A 24823-nucleotide genomic window follows, 5' to 3' on the forward strand; every position below is an offset into this window, starting at 1 on the left:
GGTTTCAGTTGGCTGTGCCTGTGGTCTGCATCAACTGCTGAATCGCTCTCCACTCCCGCTGTCGCCAGGGGGAGCTGGCGAAAGGAGCTGAGACGGCAAAACCGGCAACGTTGAGATCACAATCAAGCGGGGCACCAGGGTGCACGAGCAGCTGCGCTGGTGTCTGCAACCTGTCGTCAGGCAGCTTGCGGCTGCACAGCTCCTGCCAGCAGGCTTGCAGAGGTGCCCCACTCATTTGGCCTGTGAAGAGCACTCCGGCAAAGCCGCTGTTGCTGGCAATGCCCTGTCGGCGCTGTCGTCTGCTGGCCTTTGCGCTGAGCAGTTGCAGCACGCTCCACTTGAGTAACCCTGCGCCGCGGATGGCGTCCCACCAGCAGCGCAGGGGTAGCCCTGTGGGCAGTGGTTCGGCGGTGCTACGCATCCAGGTGATCCGCTGCTCAGCGGCGAGGCTGAGCAGCGTGTCGTGAATTAGGGGCACCAGATGGATGTGTTGGTGGCCGTCGAGGGCAATGGCATCGGATCCACAGAGTTGACGGAAGCGTTGGATCTGGGCTGAGATTTCGAGGCGGAGTTGTGTTGTCACGCGGCGGCGGCGACGATGGCGCCGCGGCAGGAGCGATAGAAGCAGCCATTGTCCGAAGGAGAGATTGAAATGGCCGTGGTTGTTGACCAGGTCTGGAACGGCATCGCATGGAGCACTCGACGGCCCTTCAGTGAGGCAGAGATGGAGGCAGAGCTGCTGGTTTGGTTTCAGGGTTGCGAGTTGATGCCAGCGCTCCAGGGCTGACCTTGTTTCCGGACCGTTGACTAGCAGGCTGGCACCATCCAGCTGTCCGGCTTCGATCAGGCCCAGGATTGCTTCGTTGGTGGCCTGACTTAGTCCGAGGTCGTCGGCATGCAGGCGCGGGCGCTGGCCATGGCTTCGCCTTCGTTGAGTGAAGCGTGCCGCTCTCGACCAGATCAGAGCATTGAGCACCGTGGGAGTGAAGACAAAAATGGTGTCCAGCACTGCTGTCGAGGCGTTGGTCCCGATCAGGGTTGCCAAGGTTGCTGCGGGCAGTGCAAGCGGTAGCAGTCCGCAAACGGTGAGATTGATGGCGTACTGCACCACCAACCAGCGGCGGGCAAACCGGGCCCCGCCTGTCTCCGGCCGGAAGGTGAAGCGGGCGTGGCCTAGATATCCCGTCAACGAGGCCGCCAAGAACGCCAGAGGATTGGCTAGCCAGATGGGCATGGCCCATCGCAGTGCAATCAGCACGCCGTAATGCACAGCAGCGGCGACGATGCCCACCATTCCGTAAAGGCTGAGGCGGGTGCTGATCGAGCGGAAAGCCATGGTCTGAACACCTCGGTCGCAACCGTAACGGCCGCTGGCAGACAGACCAGGAAGCATTCATCCTTACCGATAGGTGATTGGACGGTGGTGTGAACGCAGCTGAAGCCATTCACAGCGTGCCTCAGGCCCAGGCCTTGGCTTCATCGGTGACCTTGGTGCGTCAGCACTTCCCTGCTGCCAAGCCCAACCTTCGGCCTTGGCGGGACGACCCTCAGACCCGTCAGTGGACCGAGCAGGAAACCCTGGATTTCTCCTTCCATTTCCCCGGCTGGAGTCCCCGGCTGGAGTGCCGCAGCCTGCTGTTGCAATTGCGCCTACAGGCCGATCCGCGAGAGCAGAGTTCACCCCTTCTTGGTGTGCTGATGCGAGGAATGACCTACGACGGCGAACGCTGGCGCCTAGCCACCGTCGGGGACTGGCAGCCCAGTGGACGGCACCTGCCTCAGCCCGATCAGGTGCTGCATTTACAGCAGATTTGTCGTGATTTGCATGCTCTGTTCAGCACCGTCTCGTAACCCTTCGCAACCCCTGAGGCCCTCAGACCGGAGAGGGCTTTTATGGTTCTCGTCTGTGCTACGCCTTTCTTACCCATGTCTGTCGCTCTTGCTGCCCAGCTCCGTGAAGGCACCAAGAAGTCGCACACCATGGCCGAAAACACCGGCTTTGTGAGCTGCTTCCTCAAAGGTGTTGTTGACAAGGGCAGCTACCGCAAGTTGGTGACTGACCTCTACTTCGTGTACACCGCCATGGAGGAGGAGATCGGCAAGCTGGAGGACCATCCCGTGGTTGGTCCTGTGGCGATGGAGCAGCTCAACCGCCGTGAGTCTCTTGAGCAGGATCTGACTTACTACTTCGGCGAGGGCTGGAAGGAACAGATTCAGCCTTCACCCTCTGCTGCCGCTTACGTCGAGCGCATTCACGCTGTTGCCAAGGAGTCCCCTGAACTGCTGGTGGGACATCACTACACCCGCTATTTGGGTGATCTCTCTGGTGGTCAGATCCTCAAGAACATCGCCCAGAAAGCGATGAATATGAAGGGCGACGACGGCCTGCGCTTCTACGTCTTTGATGACATCGCCGATGAGAAGGCCTTTAAGACCACCTATCGGGCCACCATGGACGAGCTGCCGATCGACCAGGCCACGGCCGATCGCATTGTTGAGGAAGCCAACCATGCCTTCCACCTGAATATGAACATGTTCAAGGAACTTGAGGGCAATCTTGTGGCTGCGATTGGCAAGGTTCTGTTCGGCTTCCTGACCCGTCGTGAGCGCACAGGGAGTACTGAGGCGGCTGCGGCTTGATTCCTCTGGATTGAATCCACCCCTTCTGTGATGCAGTGCTGATTGCTAACGGCTCTGAGCCCTCAGGCGTTGGCCTTTCTCCGATCAGGGTTCTGGTGCCAGGCACCGGAACCCGTTTTCGTTGTGGTGGTTTGAGTGTGGCCATGCAGACAGCCCGTCTGCTTTCCACATTGCGTCCCACTGAAGTGGTCACCTATCGCCAGCGGCAGGATGATCATCCTTTTCTGGATGACCTGCTTCGGCAGGAGAAGGTTCCAGGCTCCTCCCTCTGGCTGGTGAGTTGGGGTTTTGATGTGCCGGTGCTGTTGCGGCGGCTTCGGGGGCGTTCAGTGATTTATCAAGCCCATAGCAGCGGCTATGGCTTTGATCTGCCGCCAGGGGTGCCTGTGCTCGCGGTCAGTCGCAACACTCTCGGCTACTGGGGGGATCGCGCCCCAAGAAACCCTTTGTTTCTGTTGCCCAATGCCCTGGAAGCTCAGTGGCTCGAGCGAGGAGATCGCTACGGGGCCGGTGGCCCAAGGGTGATTGATGTACTGGTGCAGCAGCGCAAGAGCAGTGATTACGTGCTTAAGCAGTTAGTCCCAGCACTGCATGCTCGTGGCTTGCGGGTGGAGGTGCAGAACGGCTGGGTGGAGGATCTGGTGGATTTGTTCAACAGTGCCAGCGTTTATCTCTATGACTCCGCAGAACACTGGCGTGCTGCTGGTGTGAGTGAGGGTTTCGGCTTGCCGCCTCTTGAAGCGATGGCCTGCGGTTGCGTGGTGTTTAGCAGCCTGAATCACGCCCTCGCCGACACCCTCACCCCTGGTGAGCTCGGCCATCAGATCGGTTGCGGCAGCCTTGAGCATGATCTGGAGAGGATCTCTGCTGCTGTGGCAGATCAGGCTGCTTGGCGCTGCTCCGGGCCTGCACTTGATCAATTCCTCATTGCTTATTCGGAATCGGCCCTCAAGCAGCGTTGGCAGGCGTTGCTGGTCACGCTGGATCGATTGTTGCCGGCCCAGCAGCAGCAGTCGGTGTTGCGCTCTCGTCCGCTCTGGCGTCTGCGCTTCAGTCGTCAGTGGCGGGGGTTGAGGCGGGTGGTCAATCGGTTGCCTGGCTGGCCTGTGGGGCGGAAACCCTGAGGGTGCGAGCGGTCTAAGGTCATTTCATCTGAATTCTGACTGCCTTGTGAGCTGCAAGGTCAGTCTCTGACGGCCTTCATGCCCTTGCAAAGTCAGACCTGGAGCAATCTCAGCCAGCTGCTTCGCGAGTTGCCACGACGGCGTCTTCGGTTGTTGGTGATCGTTTTGATTGCATCCCTGTTTCAGGGTTTGCTGGATGTGTTTCTGGTGGCGCTGCTGGCGCGTCTTGTTGGTCTACTGGCGGGAGCGCGATTAGAGGATTATCTGCCAGGCATCAAGGTGTTCGGCGGCGGTTTGCTTGATCAATCTGGTTGGTTGGTGGCATTGCTGATCGGTTCCTTCTGGTTGGCATCGGGGATCCGTTTTGCTGTGGCATTGATGCAAAGCCTGCTCAGTGCTGAGGTTTGGAATGATCTTGTCAACAAGGTGTATGACAATCTGATGCGTCAGAAGTATGGGTTCTTTATTCGTCAGCGCACGGCTAATCTGTCTGAAAAGTTTAACCGTATCCTCAATAGTGTGTCTACGGGAGTGATTAGTCCGATCATTCTGATCGCGGGCAATGTGGTTTCGATTAGTTCGCTTTTAATCGGGGTAGTTTTGGTGCTTGGCACGAAGGCATTGGCTGTATTTGCTTTGATGCTTCTGGCCTATGTGTTGGCTTCTAAGATTATTACTCCCTATCTACGCCTTGCCACGAAGCAGCGTATTCGCTATGGGCGAAGGATTAATCTGTTGCTGATGGAATCTCTACGCTCGATGCGCGAGGTTCAGCTTTATTCAGCTGAAAATTATTTTGTTTCCCGATTTGCTCGCGACGGCGTGATTGCCAAGCGCTACGACCGCATTGGTCGTTTGCTCCCAGATGTGCCGCGACTCGTGATCGAACCGGCTGGCATCACGATTTTGTTTGTCGTCGGAATCGTTCCTGCTTTGCTGAGTGGTGATTCCCAGGGAGTCAAAAATGCCATTCCTGCTCTGTCGGCGGTGCTTGTGGCATTGCTGCGTATCTCTGGGCCATTGCAGTCGATGTTCCGCAGCATTAATCGTCTTCGCGGAGGACTGCCTGAGATTGCCGATGCCCTCGAGCTCCTTAGTCTCAAACCCGAGCGCTATCTGATCAGTTCCCCAGGAGTACCCACTCCCGAGGGTGTGATGCCCCGTCGTTATATCCAGCTCAAGGATGTGAGTTTTGCCTATGCGCCAGATTCCAACCCTGTGATTAGCGGTATCAATCTCTCGATCCCAATCGGTGCCCGGATCGCCTTGGTTGGTCGCACTGGTAGTGGTAAGACCACGCTCGCGCATTTAATGCTGGGACTGTTTCAGCCCACCTCAGGCCAACTTCTACTCGACGGTATTGAAGTGACTGATCAGGAGGTTCCTGCATGGCAGGCCAATTGTGCATTTGTTCCTCAAACGATTCGTTTAATTGATGGAAGCATTCGTGACAACGTTGCCTTCGGATGCGACAGCGACACGATTGATGATGATCTTGTATGGAGTGCTCTGGAGGCTGCTCAATTTGATGAGTACGTCGCGGGTATGACCTATGGCCTCTACACGATGATCGGAGAGAACGGCATCAAGTTGTCTGGAGGCCAGCGTCAGCGGCTCTCGCTGGCTCGTGCTTTCTTCCGGGGTGCCAAGGTGTTGGTGCTGGATGAAGCCACCAGTGCGCTTGATAACAAGACTGAGCATGATGTGATGCAGGCTCTCGATATCGTCGGTCGCCGTTGCACCACGATCGTGATTGCCCATCGTCTCTCCACGGTGAAAAAGTGTGATCTGATTTATGAGATGGCAGCAGGTGAAATCATTGCCAGCGGTGATTTTCAGCAGTTGCAGGAACGTTCTTCTTCGTTCCGTGAGATGGCCTTGATTGAGGGCGAATAAGAGAGCAATGGCGGATTTCATCGTTCTCGCCACTGCAGACTGGGACCATCCGCTCTGGACGAACAAGCAGCACACCGCACTGTCTTTGGCGGAGGCTGGACACCGCGTGCTTTATGTGGAATCGCTCGGCATTCGCCCGCCGCGGGTGGGCTCTGCTGATCGCACACGCATCGTCCGGCGTCTTCGGCGATTGCTGCAACTCCCCCGTCACCGGCGTGAACGGCTGTGGGTATGGTCGCCACCTGTGTTGCCTGGTGGCCACAGCGGCACGGCTCTCAAGCTCAATCGCCAGTTTCTGCAAGGCGGGCTCGAGTTGGCTTGCCGTTGGTTGGGCTTCAGCAACCCGATCCTCTGGACCTACAACCCCCTCACCACCCTTTATCTCGACCCCGAGAGCTTCGCGGGCAGCGTGTATCACTGCGTTGATCGCATTCAGGATCAGCCCGGGATGCCCGTGGCGCGCATCGAGGCCAATGAGCAGGCTCTGTCGCGTGCTGTGGATGTGGTGTTTGCCACATCGCCGCAACTGCAGATCAGTCACAAGCACTCGAACCACCACACCCTGTTGTTTGGCAATGTGGCGGACCACTCCCATTTCAGTCGTGCCCGCCTGGGCGATGACAACGGCCCTTTGCTTTGTCCTGAGCGACTTCAGGCGCTCCCCCGGCCGAGGCTTTTGTTCATGGGGGCGATCGATGCTTACAAGCTCGATCTGGCCTTGCTGCTTCAGCTCGCCCAGCGCCACCACGAATGGACGTTTGTGCTGATCGGCCCTGTGGGGGAGTGCGATCCCTCCACTGATGTGGCTGCGCTGAAGGCTTGCCCAAACGTGGAGTTGGTGGGATCTGTGGCTTACGGCGAGTTGCCTGGCTGGCTGGCGCATGCCGACTTGGCTCTGCTGCCGTTGCAGCTGAATGGCTACACCCGCCACATGTTCCCGATGAAGTTTTTCGAATACCTCTCGTCGGGCCTGCCGGTGGTGGCCACCGCGATTCCGGCACTTGATGCTCACGGTGATGTGGCCTGGCTGTGCCCGCCTGAGACAACGATGTTTGAGCAATCGATCCAGGCGGCCTTAGCAGGAGACGGTCCGAGCCTCCAGCAGCGTCTGGAGCGGGCGGCAACCCAGACCTATAAAGCGCGCACCGCTTCGATGTTGGCCTATTTGGATCGTGTGGGCCTTCTGGCGGAAGCCCAGCGCAATCAATCTGATCCGCTGGGCATCGAGCCTTCGTTGCTTCAGCGTTTAGGGCTCTTGGTGAGAGGCCTTGGCAGTCGGGTGTTGGTGGCCATCAGTCATCGCCTGATGCGTGCCGGCCACCCTCGTGCTGCAGTGAAGGTGCTGCAGGGGCTAGCCAAGAGCCGATGGGGCGATTGCCTTCTGAAAGGAGGGCTCGTATTACCGCTCGTGCGCTGCGGCGAGTACCGCCAGGCCCGATTGGTGATGGAGCAGCTCTGGCATGGCTATGGCCATGTGGGGGAGCTCAAGCAGCTGTTGTTTCGCCGTGGCAATCGCCCATCGGAGCGTTATGAGCAGGTGTTGCTGTTTGAGGAACTGGTCACCAGCACGGTGCTCCCTCTCTATGCCCTCAACTACTGCCAGGTGGTGTTGGCGCATCGCTGCGTGGATGTGAAGGATGAAGCGCGCATGCGCCAGTCGGCCCTGGCGATTGCTGCGATGGCCTCCGCTCTCGAGCAGGATCCCGGCACACTTCTGTGCTTGCGTTCGAATCGCCGTAACCGCAGCAAGCTGTTGGTGTCGTGCTACGCCACGCTTCTGCGCTTACAGCTTGGGCTGCAACAGTTTGACGACCTGGCGGTCCTGGGCCGGCGCTGCCTGGACTGGGCCGAGCGGTTGGATTTGGAAGCGATTGATGCCGATACCTCCTATCGGCTCACCCGCAATATCCTGCGGGTGTTGTTGATCAACGTGTTGGAAGCGTGGACTCAGCGTGATTCCGCGCTGATGCAACGCACAGCACGCGTGATTGAGCGCTTACACCACCACTGCCATCGCGGCCTGTTTGACCAGCAATCGGCCCAGGAGAATCACCGCGGTTTTGCCGATGCTGTGCTGGAGAGGGTGCAGCGCTTGGAGCACGCTCAGCTGCAGGGCCAACCGGTAGTAGCGGCTGAGGAGGCGCTGCCCAGCCTGATGTTGCTCATGCTCAAGAGCGAACGGGAGCTGGCCAGTGAAGCGATTCGTCAGGAGCGTTTGAACCATGTGTTGCCTCTGTTCAGGCCCTATCTCGCTGGAGTGCCGCTTTGAGTCCCCCGAGGCGCGTGGTGCTTTACATCGACAGCCTCAAACTCGGAGGGGCCGAACGGGTCACCCTGACCTGGGCCCGTTGGCTGCATCAGGCGGGATGGCAGCCCTTGGTGCTGACCCGCAAGCCCGTCAGCTGGGATTTTTATCCACTGCCCGCTGGCGTGGTGCGGGCGGTGGAGCCTGCGGATGCCTCCTGGATGCGGCGGTTGGGCCTGTTGGCATTCCCTTTCCGGGTGCTGCGTCTGCAGCGCTGGCTGGATGATCAGAACGTGGGGCTTGCGATTGGCGTCACGTCGCTTCCAGCCATCAAGTTGCTCTTTGCAGCGCGACTGTTGGGAGTGCCTTGTGTGGTGTCGGAGCGCAACTATCCCCCGCTGAAGCGGATTGGACGGCTCTGGAGTGGGCTGCGCCGGCTCAGTTATCCCTGGGCGGCTCTCCACCTGGTTCAGACCCGTGCTGTTGGGACCTGGATGGCAGCCCATCTGGGCGCCCATCGCCAGTTGTTGCTGCCCAATCCCGTGCAGTGGCCTTTGACCCGTTTCCATCCCAGCCTTGAGCCTCAGCACTGGCTTGCGCAACGCGGCTGCCAGGCCTCCGATCCTTTGCTGTTGGCTGTGGGCACCAAAGCGGATCAGAAGGGTTTCGATCGTCTGGTGCGTTGGTGGATGTCTCTGGCGCAGGCGGATGCCCGGCTGCAGTTGGTGATCGTGGGCTTAGATGATGCGCCGTATCACGGCCGCGATCAGCAGGCGGATCTGCGCACCTTGCTGGTTGATCAGCCTGATTTGCAGGCGCGGTTGCATTTCCCTGGCCGAGTCGGCAACTTGGCAGATTGGTACGCGCGAGCTCAGCTCTTTGTGCTCTCCTCCCGCTACGAGGGGTTCCCCAATGTGTTGTTGGAGGCGATGGCCGCGGGGTGCTGTTGCGTGGCCGCCGATTGCCCTCAGGGGCCTGCTGATCTGATTCAAGACGGCGTGAACGGTCGTTTGATGCCTGATACGGCATCTGATGCCCAATGGCTGCAGGTGCTGACGGGCTTGTTGGCGGATGCTGGGGAGCGGCAACGCTTAGCCGCGCAAGCGGTGGACGTGCGAGAGGTGTATGCCCCAGCGGCGTTGCAACAGCGGTTGATGCAAGCTCTTGAACGCGTGATGCAGGAGGCGGCAGCGAACTGACATGCAGCAAGCCGCGCAAGAGAACGCCGATGACCTTTGGCTGGTGTTGCCTCACTTGGGACCTGGAGGAGCTCAGAAAGTGGCGTTGCTTGCGGCCGGCTTTTTTATGGCCAAAGGCTGGCGCGTGCGCCTGGTGACGATGCTGCCCGGTCCTGCCCAAGCCCATGCGATCCCAGAGGGGCTGTTGGTCACCGATCTTGCGCCTGCGGTGGATGCTCTCTGGAAGCGGGATCACTGGAACCGTTCCCTCTTGGCGCGCGGTCGCCGCTTTCTGGCCCCGAAGCGACGGCTGCATCGCTTGCTTGCACGTCTTTTGATGGGGCCTCTGCTGGGGGTGCTGGAGCCAGTGCAGCCCGGCCAGCGCCACTGGCGCTCTCAGCTGCTGCGCTGGTGTGTGAATGGGATTGACGGCCCGCCCTCCTGGGAGCTGGAGCGGTTGCTGCATCGCCACTGCCCCACACGGGTGGTGTCATTTCTCAGCCGCACCAACATGCGGATCTGCAGTGCCCTGTGGTGGCGAGATTGTCATTTGGTGGTGTCGGAACGGAATGACCTCCGCAAGCAACAGTTGCCGTTCCCCTGGCCGCGCTTTCGCCGCTTGCTCTACCGAAGGGCGGACGTGCTCACGGCCAACACGGCTGGGGTGATGGACAGCCTGGTGCCGTTGTTCCAGGCCCGTCAGCTGGCGTTACTTCCCAACCCGCTTCCCATGCCGGTGGTGCCTGCTGCGGTGGGGTCGGCTGGAGATCGCCAAGGGTTTGTGACCGTGGCGCGGCTGGTGCCGCAAAAGGGCATCGATGTGCTGATTCGCGCTCTAACTCAAACCGCTGGCGCGGCGCGGAACTGGACGCTGACCCTTGTGGGGGATGGGCCGGAACGGGAGGCGTTGGAGCAGCAGGTGCAGCAGGCCGGTTTGCAGGAGCGGGTGCAGTTCCTCGGTTTTCGCTCGGATCCGCAGACGTTTCTTTTGCAGGCCGGCGTGTTTGTGTTGCCCTCCCGCTTCGAGGGCATGCCGAATGCTTTGTTGGAAGCGATGGCCGCGGGACTTGCGGTGGTGGTCACTGATGCGTCGCCCGGGCCGCTGGAGGTGGTGGAGGACGGTGTCAGCGGATTGGTGGTCCCCAGCGATGACCCGTTCGCCCTGGCCGAAGCCCTTGATCGCTTGGGGGCTGATCCCGAGTTGCGGGAGCGCTTAGGCGCTGCGGCGCGAGACACCTTGCGCCAGTTGGATTGGCCTGTGGTCGGTCCGATCTGGGAGTCGTTGGTGGATCAGCCATGACCCTGCAACGGTTGCTGGTGTTTGCCCCCACCCGCAGGGCGGCATCGGAAACCTTCGTGCGCGCCAATCTGGCGGGGTTGCCGTTCGAGGTGCAGGCCTACTTCGGTGATGAACGCCCTTGGAACCAACCGGCTCGCCTGGCCTATGGCCTGGCGGTGATGTTGAGCAAGGTCTGCACGCGCCTAGGACTGTTGCGCCTGGCGGGTTGGCCGGCAGCCATGGTGGCTCGAGGCTTGATCGCCCGCCATCGGCCCGATCTGGTCTTGGCGGAGTTTGGTTTCCATGCCGTGCGGGTGATGGAGGCGGCCCCGGTGATGGCGGTGCCCCTGGTGGTGCATTTCCGCGGCTCGGACCTCTCTGCGCAGAGCAAACTCGGTGTGTTGCGCGGCCGCTACCGCCGCTTGATGGGTTTGGCGGAAGGATTGATCTGTAAATCCCAGCCCATGGCCGAGACACTGCAGGCGTTGGGCGCGCCTGCAGATCGCATCTTGATCAGTGCATCCGGAGCGAATGCCCACCTGTTCCACAGCAGTGAGCCGGCAGCGGCGCCTCCTGTCTGTCTATCGGTGGGGCGCTTTGTGGCCAAGAAGGGCCCGTTGCACACGATCCGTGCCTTTGCTGCCCAGCCTCAGGGCCAGCTCTGGATGGTGGGGGAGGGGCCGTTACTGGCGGAAGCGAAAGCCTTGGCGGAGCAGCTGGATCTGGGGCCGCGGATCCGTTTCCTCGGTGTGCACAGTCAGGCTGATGTGGCGGTCTTGATGCGGCAAGTGCGGGTGTTCGTCCAACATTCCCTGGTGGCAGCGGATGGCGACAGTGAGGGCAATCCCGTGGCGGTGATGGAAGCGCAACTCAGTGGTTTGCCGGTGGTGGCCACGCGCCACGCCGGGATCCCTGAGGTGGTGATCGATGGCAAGACCGGCGTGCTGGTGGAGGAAGGCGATGTGAGGGGAATGGCCGAGGCGATCGAACGGTTGCTTCAGGATCCAACGTTGTGCGCCCAGTTCGGCGCTGCAGGCCGTTGCCATGTGGAGCAGGGGTTCACCCTGGAGCAGCATCTGGAGGATCTCAGTCGCTTTTTGATCCAGACCCATGCCAAGGCGGAGAGGGTTGCATGAGCGGCGGCAAACAACGGCTTCTTTTGATCCGGGGCTTGGGTCATAGCGGCACCACGATTCTCGACTTGGCCTTGGGTGCCCATCCCCAGATCACTGGGCTGGGTGAGGCGGTGCGATTGCTGGAGAAACCTGCAGCCAAAGACAGCCACCGTGGGCCCGCCCAGTTGCGCGGGGATCTGCGTTATCAGCGCCATTGCACCTGCGGCCTGGTGGCAGATGCCTGCCCAGTGTGGGGGCCGATCCTGCGCTGGCTCCCCGCCCATGACGATCAACCCCTACCCGCGAAGCTCAAGCGTTTGCTGGCGGCGCTCGAACCCTCAGCGGCTGGTCCAGGAATGAATTCATGGGTGGTGGAGTCGTATCAAGACGATTTCGTGCTGCCCTTGCTTGAGGATCCGGCTCTGGAGATCCGGGTGATTCATCTCACGAGGGATGTGCGCAGTTGGGTGCATTCCCGCTCTCGCGATGGTCGTCAAAGGGGTCGCTGGCTGCCTGGTCTTCAGCCTTTGCTGCGCTGGTGGCGTCTTAGTGCACGCCATGAACGGCAGCTGCAGAGGTGCGGGAAGCCAGTGTTCCGTCTCGGCTACGAGGAGCTGGCCCTGCGGCCGGAGCAGAGTTTGCGTCGCCTCTGTGACTGGTTGGAGCTGGATTTCGCTCCTGCGATGCTGGCTCCGGTGGCTCAGTCGGGTAGCCACATCCTCTCGGGTAATCGTGTGCGCTTCGATGCCGAGAAAGGGGCGGCGATTCACTACGACGCTGCTTGGATGAGCCATGGGGCCGGGATCGCCCAGCTCGCCTTGGCTTGGCCGCCCCTGGCGGCCCTCAATCGGCGGCTGGTTTACTCCACTTCTCGCCGGTAGATGTGGCCGTTGCTGACGGCGGGATCGAAGTTGTAGATCTGCCGGTAGCCACTGAGATCAATGCCGTATTTCTTGAGCTTCTTGCCTGAGTCGAGATCCAACAGCAGGTCTCCCGGCTGCGCTTGATAACGCTCGCCCCGGCCGATGCCATCGATCACCTTGCTGAGGCCAGTATCGGGGTCGAGGTAGATCAAGCGGTCATAGGGGAGGGTGCGCAGGTAGTCGGAGTGTTTGAACCACGACTTCGAGAAGATCAGGTTTACCGGCTCACCGCGCCGCTTGGTCTGGCGCGCCAGGACCTGGGCTTGATCAAAGGTGGCGCGCCAGGAGCGTTGGGTGTTGCGGATTGAGGTGAAGCGCTCTTGGAAGTGATGGGCGAAACGGTGTTCCACCGCCACGATCGAGAGGCTGAGGCCCATGCCGATGGCCCCGGTGATCCTGCGGCTGGAACGGCTCAGCAGCCACGGGCTGATGACCACGGCCCAGACCATCAGCAGGTCGATCACCGCCACCAAATTCACCGGCAGCGCCATATAGCTGGTGCTTTTGAATCCCACCAGGGCCCATAGGGCCAGGGCATAGGCGAGGGCTCCGAGGTTGAGGCCGTCGATCACCGAGAACGAGAAGTCGCTGCGCTGGCGGCTCCACTGGACCAGACGCACCACGATGAAGATCAGCACCACAAAGGTGCGGATGTCGAGCTCAAAGGCGGAGAACCGCAGGCTGGAGTCGTAGCGCTGAACGCCGAGGTAAAGGCTCGGCAGCAGGCTCAACCAGGTGGCACTCGCCAGAAAAAAGGGCACCAGGCAGAGCAGGTTGAGTTCCAGTCGCCTCTGATTTGTCCATTGGCGTGGTGGATGGGTGAGCAAGGACGCCATCGCTGGCACCACGAACAACACGATGGCGGTGTCTTTGAGAAAGCTGCCGATCAGGGCCCAGATCAGGGCCAGTAGGGCGGAGCGACGGTCTCCTGTTTGGCGATGCTGGAGCCAGTGAAAGGCGAACAGCGCCAGCAGCAGGCTGAGAAGCCTTTCGCTGTAGATGAACTGGAAATAGTTGTAGGCCGCTGAGCTGGTGAACAGATAAAGACTGCAGCCGATCAGTAGGACTGCGGGAGCCTTGGCAGCTTGAGGTTTGGTGGGCCTGAGGCTTTGCTGCACCACGGCCACGCTCAGGCCAATGGTGGCCACGAGTTCGGCGGCACTGATCAGTGCCCACACCTTGGGATAGGGCGTGAACCAACTGAGGATGTGCAGGTCCTGGTGGGAGAGGGGAAAGAAGCGGAAGTCGTTGCGGCCCATCGCTTCACCGATGAAGCTGGGCCGAGGGCTGAAGTTGTCGACGAGCAGACCGTTGTGGATGTCGTCGAACCAGGTGACGATCTCCTTGTAAAACCAGCTGCTCTCGCTCACCATCAGCAGCGCGTAGACGGTCAGCAGACCGCAGGCGATCGGGTGGCGACGGATGAACGTCCAGGCCTGGCTGAGCAGGCTGTTGGGATGGCTCGATGCCTCTGCTGGAGCAGGAGCTTGATTGATGGCCAGAATCAGGAGGCCGATCAGAAGCAGCAGCACCACCAGCCAGAGTTCGTGGGCCAGGCCGTTGTAGTTCTCCAGTAGTGCAGATCCTTCGGGGAGCAGGGGATCAGGGAGTTGCAGACGGTGTTGCACGAGCCAACTGCACAAGCCAAGCCCGATCAGCAGAACTCCGCCGGAGATCCGCGCCAGCCAAAGCATCAGCCGGTTCACCATGGCCATCGTCATGGCTGAATCCGGAAAATGCGGCCGTTCTTCTGGCCGTTGTTGTCTTGGTAGAGCAGTTGGGTGGGCCAGCGTTCGAGCAGCGGTTGAAGCGTGCTGGCGTCTTTGTCGATCGTGAACAGCAGATCGCCCACTTGGGGTGTGTAGGGCTCGCCTTTGCCTGTGCCTTCCTCGACGCTGAAGCGGTTGCGCTGCGGGTCGAATTCGATCAGGCGATCAAAGCGAAGGCGGCCAAGGTGGCGTTTGGCCGAGAACCACGATTGTTTGCTGTAGATCAGGTTGATGGCTTCGCCTTGGGTGCGGATCGGAGCAGTGGTGGCATCAATGGCTTGGTATGCCTCCAGCCACGACTGTTGACGCACCTTGATGGTGCTCACGCTGGCCGCGACGTTTGGCGGCTGGAGGTGGTCGAGACCGATGCTTCCCAGCACGACCGCCGATCCGACAGCACCAGCCAGCCTTGCTGAGCTGCGACGCTCAAGCGCAGGGCTGATCCAACAGGTCCAGACGAAGCAAAGATCCAGCACCGTCACCCATTGCACGGGCAGGCTGAGGTACTTGTGCGACTCAAAGCCGATCAACACCAGTAAGCCGGCGCCATAACTCAGAGCTGCCAGGTTGAGACCATCCAGCAGGGTGACGCGGCTGCGCCCCAGGCTGATGGACGCGGCGCGAACCAGGCAAAAGCCGATCAGACACCAGAAGCGCCAGTCGGGGGCGAACAGGAAGCCCTTGTTTTTGTTGTAGGAGCCCTTGTTGGCAAAGGCGCTGGGCAGCAGGGAGAGCACCACATAGGCCAGCAGAAAGATCAGAGCCAGGGAGCAAAGCCAGAGCTCGAGGCGATAGGCCTCTACCCATTCCGCTCGTGAGCTGCTGGTCCAGCTGGGACGGCCCTCCACCAACCCCAGGCTGCCAGCGATCAGCATCACCGCGGGCGGCACCACGAACAGCACCACGAACAGCACCACGGCGATGTCTTTGATGAAGATGCCAATGAGACCGAAAAGTAGGGCGGCATAAAACGAAGCCTTGTCGCGGTGCTGGTGATGGTGCAGATAGGCGCCGCAGTAGAGGGCAAGGACGAACGTGAGGAAGCGTTCGCAATAGGAGAACTGAAAGAAGGCCATCCCGGTGGCGGGATGGAATAACAGCAGCAAGCTGGTGATCAGCAGCAGCGCCGGAATCTGGGTACGTCCACTGAGCCTGCGTACAAACCGGGCACTCACCACCACGATGGTGAACAGCTCAGCGGCGCTCACCAGCATCCACACCTTCACGTAACCGGTGAACCAGCTGAGGATGTGCAGATCTTGATGGGCGAGCGGGAAGAAGCGGTAGTCGTCGCGTCGCATCGTTTCGCGCAGGAAGTCGTGGCGGAACGAGAAGTTGTTGAGGAGATGCTCTTCGGGGATGTCCTTGAACCAGCCCACCAGTTCGGGATACATCCAGGTGGTGCCCTGCACCATCGCCACCGTGTAGCCGGCGAACAGAGCGAGCACCAGGGGGTGCTGACGGGTGAAGCGCAGTAGCTGGTTGGGCCGCGATGTTTGGTCGGTTGTTCCTTGGGAATGCTCTTGCTGATGCTGGGCACGGCGGATCAGCACCACCAGCGTGAGCACACTGAGGGCCAGCAGCGCCAGAAACAGGTCGTGGGAGGTGGCTTGGTATTGCTTGAGCAGCGTTTTACCCGCGCTCACCTCTGGTGAGGGCAAGAGATTGCGGTGTTGCATCAGCCACAGCCAGCCGCCGAGCCCTAGGCCGATCAGCACGCTGGCGATGGTATTGATCCAGGCCAGAAGGGGCAGCGGCCGACGGCTGTCGTCAGTGTTCATCGATGGTTCAGTTGATCTCAAGCGCGGGCATTGCTTTCACCACGTCATCGATGGCTTTCACCTGGGTGAGGAAGGCCTCCAGTTGCTCCAGGGGCAGGGCACTGGGGCCATCGCAGCGAGCTTTGTCGGGATTGGGATGGGATTCCAGGAACAACCCCGCCAGGCCCACGGCCATGCCCGCTCTGGCCAAGTCCATGATTTGGCTGCGCCTGCCACTTGAGGCGGCACCACCTGGGTCGCGGCACTGCAAGGCATGGGTCACGTCAAAGATCAGCGGCAGGTTGCTGCAGCACCGCTTCATCACCCCGAAGCCGAGCATGTCCACCACGAGGTTGTCGTAGCCGAAGTTGCTGCCGCGCTCGCAGATCAAAAGCTGCTCGTTGCCGCATTCCCGAAACTTCTCAACCATGTTCGCCATCTGCGATGGGCTGAGGAACTGGGGTTTCTTGATGTTGATCACGGCTCCGGTGCGGGCCATCGCCTCTACCAGGTCGGTTTGGCGGGCGAGGAAGGCCGGCAGCTGGATGATGTCGCACACGGCAGCGGCCGGTGCTGCCTCCTCCGGGCTGTGCACGTCGGTGATCACCGGAATGCCGTGCGTGTCTTTCACCGCTTGGAGCATCTGGAGACCGTCCTTTAGGCCCGGGCCCCGATAGGAATGGATCGATGAGCGGTTGGCCTTGTCGTAGGAGGCCTTGAACACCAGGGGAATGCCCAGGGCTTGGCACACCGATTTGTAGTGGCCGGCCACATCAACAGCGAAGTCGCGCGACTCCAACACGTTGACTCCACCGATGAGTACGAAAGGTGCATCGTTGGCGAAGTGGATGTTGCCCAACGCAACGCTGCGGGCGGCCATGGGGGTGGAGCTCAGGTGGATTGAAGCCTAGGGCTGGCCCCTGGAGCGGCTTTAGGCTGCCTCCATTGGCCCTGGTGCAGGCGAATGGCGATCGCTCCGATCCCGATTTTTATCGGATACGACCCGCGTGAGCGTGCGGCCACCAATGTGCTGATTGACAGCCTGTATCAGCACAGTTCGATGCCACTGGCGATCACGCCGCTGGTGACCCCGCAGCTGGAGGCCCAGGGGTTGTATCGGCGCGAGCGCGATCCAAAGCAGAGCACGGCCTTTTCATTCACCCGTTTTCTGGTGCCCCATCTGATGGGCTACCAGGGCTGGGCGCTGTTCATGGATTGCGACATGCTTTGCCGCGCCGACATCAAGGCGCTCTGGGATCAGCGGGATGACCGCTACGGCGCCATGTGTGTGCAGCACGAACACGTGCCTGGGGAGACGGTGAAATTTCTCGGGGAGGTGCAGAGCGCTTACCCCAAGAAGAACTGGAGCTCGTTGATGCTGCTCAACTGCAGCCGTTGCACCAAGCTCACAGTTGATTACGTGAATACTGCCTCTGGTCTGGAGCTGCACCGCTTTTATTGGCTGGAAGGTGACCATGAGATCGGTGCTCTTGATGGCGGTTGGAATCACCTCGTTGATGTGCAATCACCACCAGAGACCGAGGAGGCATCGCCGATGCTGCATTGGACTCTGGGTGGACCCTGGTTCCGAGAGCAGCGCACGATGGGAGGTCCCTTGGCGGCTGAGTGGTTTTCCGCCAGAGATGACGCCATGAAGCTGTGGGACTGATGACGATTCAGCGTTCTGTGGTCGCTGTGCCGGCGCGGTTGGCCTCCTCCCGTCTGCCCGACAAGGTGCTGGCCGACATCGGTGGCAAGCCGATGATTCAGCGGGTGCTGGAGCAATGCGCCAAGGCCAATGGGCCTGCGGCTGTGGTGCTGTGCACCGATAGCCAGCGTTTGCAGGCTCTGGCAGAAGGCTGGGGTTTCCCTGTGTTGATGACGTCAGAAGATTGCAGTTCCGGCAGTGAGCGGATCGCGTCGGTGGCTGATCAGCTGGTGGCGATGGCTTGGGGTGAGGTGGCTGATCGCTGGGATCTCCCCACTCGAGCTGAGCGTTTGGTCAGCACGGCGGTGATCAATGTGCAGGGGGATCAGCCGTTCCTTGATCCTGAAGTGGTCAGTGCGATGGCGACCGAATTTGTGCGGCTCGATCCGGTGCCAGCTGTTGTCACACCGGTGTACCGGCTTAAACCCGACACTATCCATAACCCAGCTGTGGTGAAGACCCTATTGGCCCATGACGGTCGGGCTCTCTACTTCTCACGCTCCGCCATCCCTCACGTTCGCGATGTTGATCCCGCCGCTTGGCATCAGCACACCCACTACTGGGGCCATGTGGGCATGTATGGCTTCCGCGGCGATGTGCTCGCTGCTTGGGATCAGTTGCCTGCCTCGCCTCTTGAGGATTTAGAGCGGCTTGAGCAGTTGCGCTTGATCGAAGCTGGTCACACGATCGCTACCTTCTCGGTGGAAGGCACGTCGTTGTCGGTGGATACTGCGGAGCAGCTGGAGCAAGCCCGGCAGATGGCGTCTCACGGCTGAGGACTCACCCTTTGCACCAGCGGCTGGCGGTGGGCCACAGGTGATTGAAATCGAGAGCGGGAAGCACTTTGGTGGCCCTTTGTAGATCCTTGGCCTGGAGCTGGCCTATCTGGGCAAGCAGGTCATCGGGGATCACCGTGGCCGTGGCACTCACATTCACCTTCTCAGTCCACGCCGGTTCCTGGTAGGGGATTGTCAGATAGCGGCAGAGGTCGGCGTAGGTCTTAGGGGTGAACAGGGTTTCGAAGAGACCGATGAAGCAGTGCTCTAACCCGAAGGCTTGATCGAGTGCATCGAGGGTCTGGCCGTAGTTGCTGCGTAGACCTCGCCCTTTGGCCACTCTCTTCCGCAGGGTCTCCACTTCCAAGCCGGCATCTCGGAGGCCTTGCTTGCGCAGTTTCATGCGCTGACTGGAGATGATGCGCTCGATTGGATCGCGCATCAGGAACACTGGTTTTACAGGAATGCCACGCTGCTCAAAGCTGGTTTTGATTTCTTGCAGGGTCTCTGCGCTGAGCAGGGCATAGGAGGGGGTGATGTCGCCAGTGAGGTGGATCTGAGCTCCCCTGAGGTGGGGGCGCGTCAACAGCCAGGCGAAATAGTCGGTGTAGCGCTCGGGGTTGTGGATGAACCACTGACGTAGCCAGCTGCGGGGCTGAATCCAGGTTTTGGGTTGTTTGGGCTGGATCCGGATGTTGCGGAACCGGGCCAGTTCCGGCACGGTGCGAGCGTCGTGGACGTGATACTCCTTCAGGCAGCCGAAATCTGCATCACGGCGGCTGTGCAGTTGTTGATACAGCCAGGAGGTTCCGGCCTTCTGGGCACCGACCCCCAGTAGAAAGACGCCTGGTGTCTGCGGGCAACCGTCAGTCATTGCGGTCTCTCCAGCCATTGCGGCTTAGTTCCTTCCAGAGCCCTTTCGCCTTGAGGATGTACTCGGCCAGCTCGCGAACGGCCCCATGGCCGCCGCGGCTCTTGAGTACAGCATCGGCTTGATATTGAACCGCGCGACAGGCATCTGATGGGGTCACCAGTAGCCCCACTTGATGGCGCACGGCCAGATCATTGAGGTCATCTCCGATGAAGGCCGTGACCGCGGCGGTGACATTGAGCTGCTTTTGTAGTCGCTCGAGGGCGGCGGGTTTGTCTTTGATGCCCACCATGCAGTGGTTGATCCCCAGCTGCCGTGCTCGTACTTCCGTGGCGCCGCCTTTGCCGCCACTGAGGAAGGCCAATTGCAACCCGGCTTGTTGCAGCAGGCGGATGCCCAACCCGTCTCGCACGTCAAAGCGTTTTTGCAGCAGACCGTTGGGATCAAACCAAAGGCCGCCGTCGGTGAGCACACCGTCCACATCCATGACCAGTAGTTCGATCTGGCCCAGGGCTTGGCGCTGGCGTCGCCATTGAAGGGAGCGCAGCAGTGCTCTCATCAGGCCAGCCCTGCCTGCACCAGGTCATGGAGGCGAAGCAATCCATCTAACGTGCCGTCAGGATGCACCACCGGCAGTACCGAAATCGGTTTGCGGCGGTTGTGCTCCATCCGCTGAATGGCCTCGACCGCCATCAACTCGGCCGTCACCGTGATCGGATCGACTGTCATCAGGTCGGTGGCCTTGAGGCTGGCCCAGGCATCACTGCTGTGATCTCGCAAAGCTCGGCGTAGGTCACCGTCCGTGATCAGGCCCGCCAGACATCCAGGCTTGGTGGGATCTTCGACCCAGCCACTGCCAATCGCTCCCTGGGTGAGCTGGCTGATCACCTCCGGTAGGGGGGTTGTGGGTTGCAGGGCGGGAAGTTTGGTGGCCGGCACCATGAGATCTGCCACGGTCATGGTGAGCTGCTTGCCAAGCGAGCCCGCTGGATGGTTGATGGCGAAGTCGGCGGGCGAGATACCTCGTCGTTCCATCCATACCGCCGCAAGGGCATCACCAATCGCCATGGCAACCGCCGTGCTGGCGGTTGGTGCGAGGTTGAGGGGGCAGACCTCTCGGTCCACGACCGCCTCCAGCACCACATCGCTGCCACGCGCTAGGGAGGAATCTGCCCTGCCTACAAGAGCGATGCGGGCGGTGCCTCGGCGCTTGAGATGCGGGAGGACCTCGAGGAGCTCGCTTGTTTCTCCGCTGTTGGAGAGAAGTAGGCAAACATCGTCAGGAGCGACCACCCCGAGATCCCCATGCAGGGCATCGAGGGGATTGAGATAGAGGGCCATGAGGCCGATCGAGGAGAAGGTGGCGGCGATTTTTCGAGCAACGATGCCACTTTTGCCCACGCCGGTAATCACCAGCTTCGCTTTGCGATCGGCGCACTGCTCCAGAAGGTTCAGCGCCTGTTCCACCTCATGGCTGCTGAGACGATCGGCAGCGGCGGAGATAGCGGCTGCTTCCTCTTGCAGGCAGCGGGTGAGGGCAGACAACGGCTAATCAGCGGAGCTTCCGTTGATTCTGGGCCCTGGAGGCAGCCTCTAGGCTTCTGATCAGCTCCTCTGTGATCGTGAACCAGGCTCTCAAGTCTGTGGCCAGGGAGTCTGGGCGGACCAGTTGGGTGAGGGGTCATCGCTGAATGGGATTGCGTGCTCTGCTGCGGCTTGCCTTGGGCTGCCCTGCCCCGCCGCGCAGACCACCGCTGGTGCAGTGCGCATTGGCCGGCACCGGTCCCCGTCGCTTGATTGCTTATCTCACCGGAGGGTCTCAGGGTTGGATCCTCGACTTCCTCTGGCGTGATCTCACCGCCACCAGCGTTTGGCGAGATGGCGAGGCCCCTGAGCTGCTGGTGGCCTCGGATCGCAACAGCCTGGCGTCAATGATGGAGGGCGCGGATGCCTTTGTGTTGGTGATGTTCCAAGGGCATCTCCCGCGCTTGTTGCGAGACGGCATTCCAGCGGAGCGCGTGATCCTCTACATGAGTCATGTGCGGATCGGTCTTGGTCTGCCTGATCTCAGTCGTCTGCATGGGGTGCTGGCGCTCAATGCCCATGAGGAGGCGTTGCTCAGGATGCAAGGGGTGGAGTCAGAGCGCTTGCATCGCTTTCCAGCCGGTTACGACCCCCGTTTGTTTTTCCCTGGCCGGCCCCTGGCCCAGCGTCGCTTTGATGTGCTGTTTGTGGGTCGTTACGTAGGTTCCAGCAACAGCAACTACCACCAGCGCAAGCGCTATGCGCTGCTTTGTGACCTGATTGGTCTGCTGAGCCACCAGGGCCTGCGTGTGGCTGTGCTGGGTAATGGTTGGCAGGCCTGTGAATATCCTCTGCCTGCTGCGCTTGAGCTGATCGATGCTCCCCACAGCGACTACGGCGCGGTTTATCGCCAGACCCGTCTGGGTCTGCTCGGTGTCGGCCCAAGAAGGGGGGCCTGTGTCCTTTCTGGAGGGTCTGGTCAGTGGATGTTTGATGCTCTCAGTGGCCACAGGATTTGCCGCTGACTTTCAGTCCGGTGTGGATGGCATCTGGCATTTGCCACTGAAGGCAGAGGCGCCGCTCTGGTGCGAGCAGATTCAGGCCTGTTTGCTGGCTGCCCAAGCCGATCCAGACTTGGGGAGTGGAGTCTGTTCCCCTGCACGCCAGGCTTTTCTGGAGGCGGCTCAGTTTGAGCGTTTGGCTTTGCAACTCCGCCAGCTCTGTGATCAATCCTTGATAGGCGGCAGCATGGAGCGATCGGATGGCTGATCAACCGCCTGTGCATTTGCCTGGCATCCCGGAGAGCGTGCTCGACGCCTTACAAGAGCAAGCCCGTCTTCTCGGTGGTTTACGTCTGGCTTTAGTGGGGGGCGCTGTGCGTGATGCTCTGTTGCATCACCACCACCTTGAACCATGGCGGAGCCTCCCGGACCTTGATCTGGTGGTGGAAGGCTGCAGTGAGCAATTGGCGACCTCTCTGCGTCAGCGCCTCGGCGAGGCGCGGGTGTCGGAGCTTCGGGTGCATGGCAGTTTCGGCACGGTCGAGATGGTGCTGGATGGAGTGTTATTGGATTTGGCCCGTGCCCGTCGTGAGTGCTATCCCGCGCCTGGGGAGAATCCGTTGGTCGAGCCCGGGCTGTTGTGTGATGACCTGGCCCGCCGGGATTTCACCGTGAATGCGATGGCCCTCGTGCTGCCGCTGGCAGAAGCTGAACCGGAGCTGCTTGATCTCCATGGCGGTCAGAGTGACTTGGCAATCCGGCAGCTGAACTTCCTACATGCAGGAAGTGTGCAGGACGACCCCACCCGGGTGTTCCGAGGAGCGCGTTATGCCGCCCGTCTCAACTTTCGCCTGGCGCCGCAGGCGGTCGAACAGCTGCAGCGCACCGTGGCGGAGTGGCCCTGGTCCTGGCGCCCTGGAGACAGGCCTGATGCTGTGCCGCCGGCCCTCGGCACGCGCCTGCGCATGGAGCTTGATGTGTTGTTTGGCCGCGAACCCTGGCGTCAGGCGCTGATGCATTTGCAGAGCTGGGGCGCTCTGACTTTGCTGGATTCGCAGTTGCAGAGCGATGGCTTGTTGCTGCGGCGTTTGCACAGGGCCGATCGTTTGGGGTTGCCGTTGTTGTGCGTGTTCGTCGCTGCTAGCCAGACCCCTCTGGCCCTGGCCCAGCGCCTGCAACTGCCCCTGCAACAGCAACGCTGGCTCGAGCAACTGAAGCACTTGCAAGACTGGTTGACGCTGGAGGTGTTGCAACAGCCTTGGCAAGGCTGGAGCGCTGCGCAATGGAGCGAAGCGCTGGAGGCGAAACCGTGGAGCCCGGAGGTGGTTGCCTTGGAGGTGGCCCGGGCTGGAACGTGCTGGCGACCGTTGCTGCGTTGGTGGGGGCGCTGGCGCCATGTGAAACCGCCGCAGACGGCCCGGGAGTTGATCGCATCCGGCTTGCAGCCTGGCCCTCAATTGGGGGAGGCGCTGCGTCGGTCTCGTTTGCAGCGATTGGAGGCGATGCGATGACGAGGTCATCGCGCCCTGGTCTGCTGCGTTGGGGGACGAGTTTGGTGGTGCTGATCGGCAGCGCCTTTGCTTTGAGAGCTCTGGCCCTGATTGATTCCACTGGCTTGTGGAGCGACGAGCTTTACACCATCGGCAAAAGTTTTCAGCCCAGTTATGAGGCTTTGCTGGCGATGCTCCGTCAGGACACGCATCCCCCCCTCTATTACACGTTGATCTGGTTATGGGGCCAGTTGCTGCCGCCTTCAGCGGTCACGCTTCGCCTCTTTTCTTGGCTGGCCTATGTGTTCGGGGGTTTGGTGATCACGGCCCAGGCAGGTGCCTTGGCTCGCCAGCAGGCATGGGCAAGGCCACGGTTGGCGCTGGCCGCGGCGGCTCTGATGGTCTTTTGCTCTCCTTACCCCGTGCGTTTTGCAATCGAGGGCAAGGGGTATGCCCTGTTGGTGTTGCTCGTGGCCCTGGCCTGGTGGTGGCGTCAGCGCAGCCAATGGCTGGCCTATGGCCTCAGCGTGGCCTTGGCGGCACTCACCCACTACTACGGTCTGTTTCTCTTCGCCGCCACCGTTTGCTGGGATGCTTGGCAGCGACGGCCCCGTGCCGCCTTCACCGCAGCCTTGGCACTGATTCCTGCGCTGGTCTGGATGCTGCAGGCATCGACCTATCTGATGCGCAGTGGCACAGGTGCCTGGATCGGTCGACCGGATTTCGCTCTCCTGGAAGACACCCTGGCTCGAGCACTCGGGTTCTGGCCTCTGCCCAAACTTGCCCTATTGGTGCTTGCGGCTGCTGTAATTGCCTGTTTTGGATTGCAGCGAGAGCTGGCTGATCCGAAGCAGGAAAAACACGCTGGGCAGAAGATCGGCTTAGCGGATTCCAGTGGCTTGATCCCATCAATGTTGATGGTGGTGGCTGTGCTGATGATCTCCTTCTGGAAACCGCTTGCTTTCAGCCGTTATTTCGTGGTGCTGTTGCCGGCGTTCGTGCCCTGGCTTGCGGTGCGACTGGCGGCGTTGCCGTTCAACGCTCGCGGGCGGGTTGGCGCCTTTGTCGCCCTGGGGGCATTGTTGTGCAGTTGGTGGTGGCACAGCTTCTCTGAGTTGGATCCGTCGCTGAATGGCCATGGAGCGAGGGAAGCCGATCAGTTTCAACTGGTCAGTCGTGCTTTGGCTCAAGAGTCCCATCGCTTCTCCCGGCGCGAGCGGCTGTTCAATCTCAGTGACCAGATGGAGGTGGCGGCTGGTCGGATGGCCCAGCCCGCGCGCTCCTGGGGTGGGACTTCAGAGTTGGATCAATTGCTGGTCTCAGATGCATTGCCGCACCACCTCTGGCTGGCAGACAGTGGAGATGCCAAGGGGGCGCGGCCGCGGCTGACCGTGTTGCGGAGGCGGGCTGAAGGTGCTGGCTACCGTTGCCAAACGGCAGAGATCTCCGACGTCGGTGCCTCGCCCTATGCCCAGGTGCAGCGTTGCCGCCTAGTCACACCTCTACATTCAGAGCAGCGCTGAC

Annotated in this window: 22 protein-coding genes; 15 read left to right on the forward strand and 7 right to left on the reverse strand. The window is 60.8% G+C overall.

Translation table 11 applies throughout. From position 1 onward, the window contains the following. Positions 1 to 4: 4 nt before the first annotated feature. Positions 5 to 1393, reverse strand: a complete 1389-nt coding sequence (locus SIB72_RS04975) for a ChbG/HpnK family deacetylase (RefSeq protein WP_413744804.1) — start codon at positions 1391 to 1393, stop codon at positions 5 to 7. A 32-nt stretch (positions 1394 to 1425) separates the two neighbouring features. On the opposite strand from SIB72_RS04975, the gene SIB72_RS04980 reads away from it, so the two are divergent. From SIB72_RS04980 to SIB72_RS05020, 9 genes are all read left to right on the forward strand, one after another. Next, the gene (locus SIB72_RS04980; RefSeq protein ID WP_413744805.1) at positions 1426 to 1851 is read left to right on the forward strand and encodes a hypothetical protein; all 426 of its coding nucleotides are present in this window, start codon (positions 1426 to 1428) and stop codon (positions 1849 to 1851) included. Between the two features lie 75 nt (positions 1852 to 1926). Next, the gene (locus tag SIB72_RS04985; RefSeq protein WP_413744806.1) at positions 1927 to 2640 is read left to right on the forward strand and encodes a heme oxygenase (biliverdin-producing); all 714 of its coding nucleotides are present in this window, start codon (positions 1927 to 1929) and stop codon (positions 2638 to 2640) included. 35 nt (positions 2641 to 2675) lie between these two features. Further along, complete coding sequence (locus SIB72_RS04990) at positions 2676 to 3764, forward strand: glycosyltransferase (protein ID WP_413744807.1); 1089 nt, start codon at positions 2676 to 2678, stop codon at positions 3762 to 3764. 78 nt (positions 3765 to 3842) lie between these two features. Further along, a complete protein-coding gene (locus tag SIB72_RS04995; protein WP_413744808.1) occupies positions 3843 to 5660 on the forward strand; it encodes an ABC transporter ATP-binding protein in 1818 nt (605 codons plus the stop codon). A gap of 7 nt (positions 5661 to 5667) precedes the next feature. After that, entirely contained in the window at positions 5668 to 7929 is a 2262-nt protein-coding gene (locus SIB72_RS05000; protein WP_413744809.1) for a glycosyltransferase, read from the forward strand. Next, positions 7926 to 9104, forward strand: coding sequence for a glycosyltransferase (locus SIB72_RS05005; RefSeq protein ID WP_413744810.1), 1179 nt, complete (start codon positions 7926 to 7928; stop codon positions 9102 to 9104). Before SIB72_RS05000 ends, SIB72_RS05005 begins: the two co-directional genes overlap by 4 nt. A 1-nt stretch (position 9105) precedes the next feature. Next, entirely contained in the window at positions 9106 to 10383 is a 1278-nt protein-coding gene (locus SIB72_RS05010; RefSeq protein WP_413744811.1) for a glycosyltransferase, read from the forward strand. Further along, the gene (locus tag SIB72_RS05015; RefSeq protein ID WP_413744812.1) at positions 10380 to 11498 is read left to right on the forward strand and encodes a glycosyltransferase; all 1119 of its coding nucleotides are present in this window, start codon (positions 10380 to 10382) and stop codon (positions 11496 to 11498) included. The genes SIB72_RS05010 and SIB72_RS05015 overlap by 4 nt, the downstream gene beginning before the upstream one ends. Then, entirely contained in the window at positions 11495 to 12358 is an 864-nt protein-coding gene (locus SIB72_RS05020; RefSeq protein WP_413744813.1) for a sulfotransferase, read from the forward strand. The genes SIB72_RS05015 and SIB72_RS05020 overlap by 4 nt, the downstream gene beginning before the upstream one ends. Here the strand turns inward: SIB72_RS05020 and SIB72_RS05025 are convergent. Genes SIB72_RS05025 through kdsA form a run of 3 tightly spaced genes read right to left on the reverse strand, consistent with a single transcriptional unit; the run spans position 12337 to position 16809 of the window. Further along, a complete protein-coding gene (locus tag SIB72_RS05025; protein ID WP_413744814.1) occupies positions 12337 to 14121 on the reverse strand; it encodes a hypothetical protein in 1785 nt (594 codons plus the stop codon). The genes SIB72_RS05020 and SIB72_RS05025 overlap by 22 nt on opposite strands. Then, positions 14118 to 15950 (reverse strand): hypothetical protein, encoded by a 1833-nt coding sequence (locus tag SIB72_RS05030; RefSeq protein WP_413744815.1) that lies wholly within the window; start codon positions 15948 to 15950, stop codon positions 14118 to 14120. The genes SIB72_RS05025 and SIB72_RS05030 overlap by 4 nt, the downstream gene beginning before the upstream one ends. Positions 15951 to 15957: 7 nt before the next feature. Next, positions 15958 to 16809 carry a 3-deoxy-8-phosphooctulonate synthase gene (kdsA, locus tag SIB72_RS05035; protein WP_413744816.1) on the reverse strand — a complete coding sequence of 284 codons (852 nt, stop codon included), beginning with the start codon at positions 16807 to 16809 and terminating at the stop codon, positions 15958 to 15960. Between the two features lie 84 nt (positions 16810 to 16893). On the opposite strand from kdsA, the gene SIB72_RS05040 reads away from it, so the two are divergent. Next, positions 16894 to 17598 carry a hypothetical protein gene (locus SIB72_RS05040; RefSeq protein ID WP_413744817.1) on the forward strand — a complete coding sequence of 235 codons (705 nt, stop codon included), beginning with the start codon at positions 16894 to 16896 and terminating at the stop codon, positions 17596 to 17598. Then, positions 17598 to 18413 (forward strand): 3-deoxy-manno-octulosonate cytidylyltransferase family protein, encoded by an 816-nt coding sequence (locus SIB72_RS05045; protein WP_413744818.1) that lies wholly within the window; start codon positions 17598 to 17600, stop codon positions 18411 to 18413. Before SIB72_RS05040 ends, SIB72_RS05045 begins: the two co-directional genes overlap by 1 nt. Before the next feature lie 4 nt (positions 18414 to 18417). Here SIB72_RS05045 and SIB72_RS05050 read toward each other — a convergent pair whose 3' ends face one another. From SIB72_RS05050 to SIB72_RS05060, 3 genes are read right to left on the reverse strand one after another with little or no spacing between them, the layout of a single operon-like run. Then, positions 18418 to 19287 carry a sulfotransferase family protein gene (locus SIB72_RS05050; RefSeq protein ID WP_413744819.1) on the reverse strand — a complete coding sequence of 290 codons (870 nt, stop codon included), beginning with the start codon at positions 19285 to 19287 and terminating at the stop codon, positions 18418 to 18420. Then, positions 19280 to 19843 carry a KdsC family phosphatase gene (locus SIB72_RS05055; protein WP_413744820.1) on the reverse strand — a complete coding sequence of 188 codons (564 nt, stop codon included), beginning with the start codon at positions 19841 to 19843 and terminating at the stop codon, positions 19280 to 19282. Before SIB72_RS05055 ends, SIB72_RS05050 begins: the two co-directional genes overlap by 8 nt. Continuing rightward, positions 19843 to 20829, reverse strand: a complete 987-nt coding sequence (locus tag SIB72_RS05060; RefSeq protein ID WP_115118625.1) for a KpsF/GutQ family sugar-phosphate isomerase — start codon at positions 20827 to 20829, stop codon at positions 19843 to 19845. The genes SIB72_RS05055 and SIB72_RS05060 overlap by 1 nt, the downstream gene beginning before the upstream one ends. 146 nt (positions 20830 to 20975) lie before the next feature. On the opposite strand from SIB72_RS05060, the gene SIB72_RS05065 reads away from it, so the two are divergent. Genes SIB72_RS05065 through SIB72_RS05080 form a run of 4 tightly spaced genes read left to right on the forward strand, consistent with a single transcriptional unit; the run spans position 20976 to position 24822 of the window. Further along, positions 20976 to 21833 carry a hypothetical protein gene (locus SIB72_RS05065; protein ID WP_413744821.1) on the forward strand — a complete coding sequence of 286 codons (858 nt, stop codon included), beginning with the start codon at positions 20976 to 20978 and terminating at the stop codon, positions 21831 to 21833. Further along, positions 21811 to 22077, forward strand: coding sequence for a hypothetical protein (locus SIB72_RS05070; RefSeq protein WP_413744822.1), 267 nt, complete (start codon positions 21811 to 21813; stop codon positions 22075 to 22077). The genes SIB72_RS05065 and SIB72_RS05070 overlap by 23 nt, the downstream gene beginning before the upstream one ends. Continuing rightward, positions 22070 to 23320, forward strand: coding sequence for a CCA tRNA nucleotidyltransferase (locus SIB72_RS05075; RefSeq protein WP_413744823.1), 1251 nt, complete (start codon positions 22070 to 22072; stop codon positions 23318 to 23320). Before SIB72_RS05070 ends, SIB72_RS05075 begins: the two co-directional genes overlap by 8 nt. Further along, positions 23317 to 24822, forward strand: a complete 1506-nt coding sequence (locus SIB72_RS05080; RefSeq protein ID WP_413744824.1) for a hypothetical protein — start codon at positions 23317 to 23319, stop codon at positions 24820 to 24822. The genes SIB72_RS05075 and SIB72_RS05080 overlap by 4 nt, the downstream gene beginning before the upstream one ends. The last annotated feature ends 1 nt before the right edge of the window (position 24823 follow it).

This window comes from Synechococcus sp. MIT S9451, assembly GCF_047304725.1.
Classification (GTDB): domain Bacteria; phylum Cyanobacteriota; class Cyanobacteriia; order PCC-6307; family Cyanobiaceae; genus Synechococcus_C.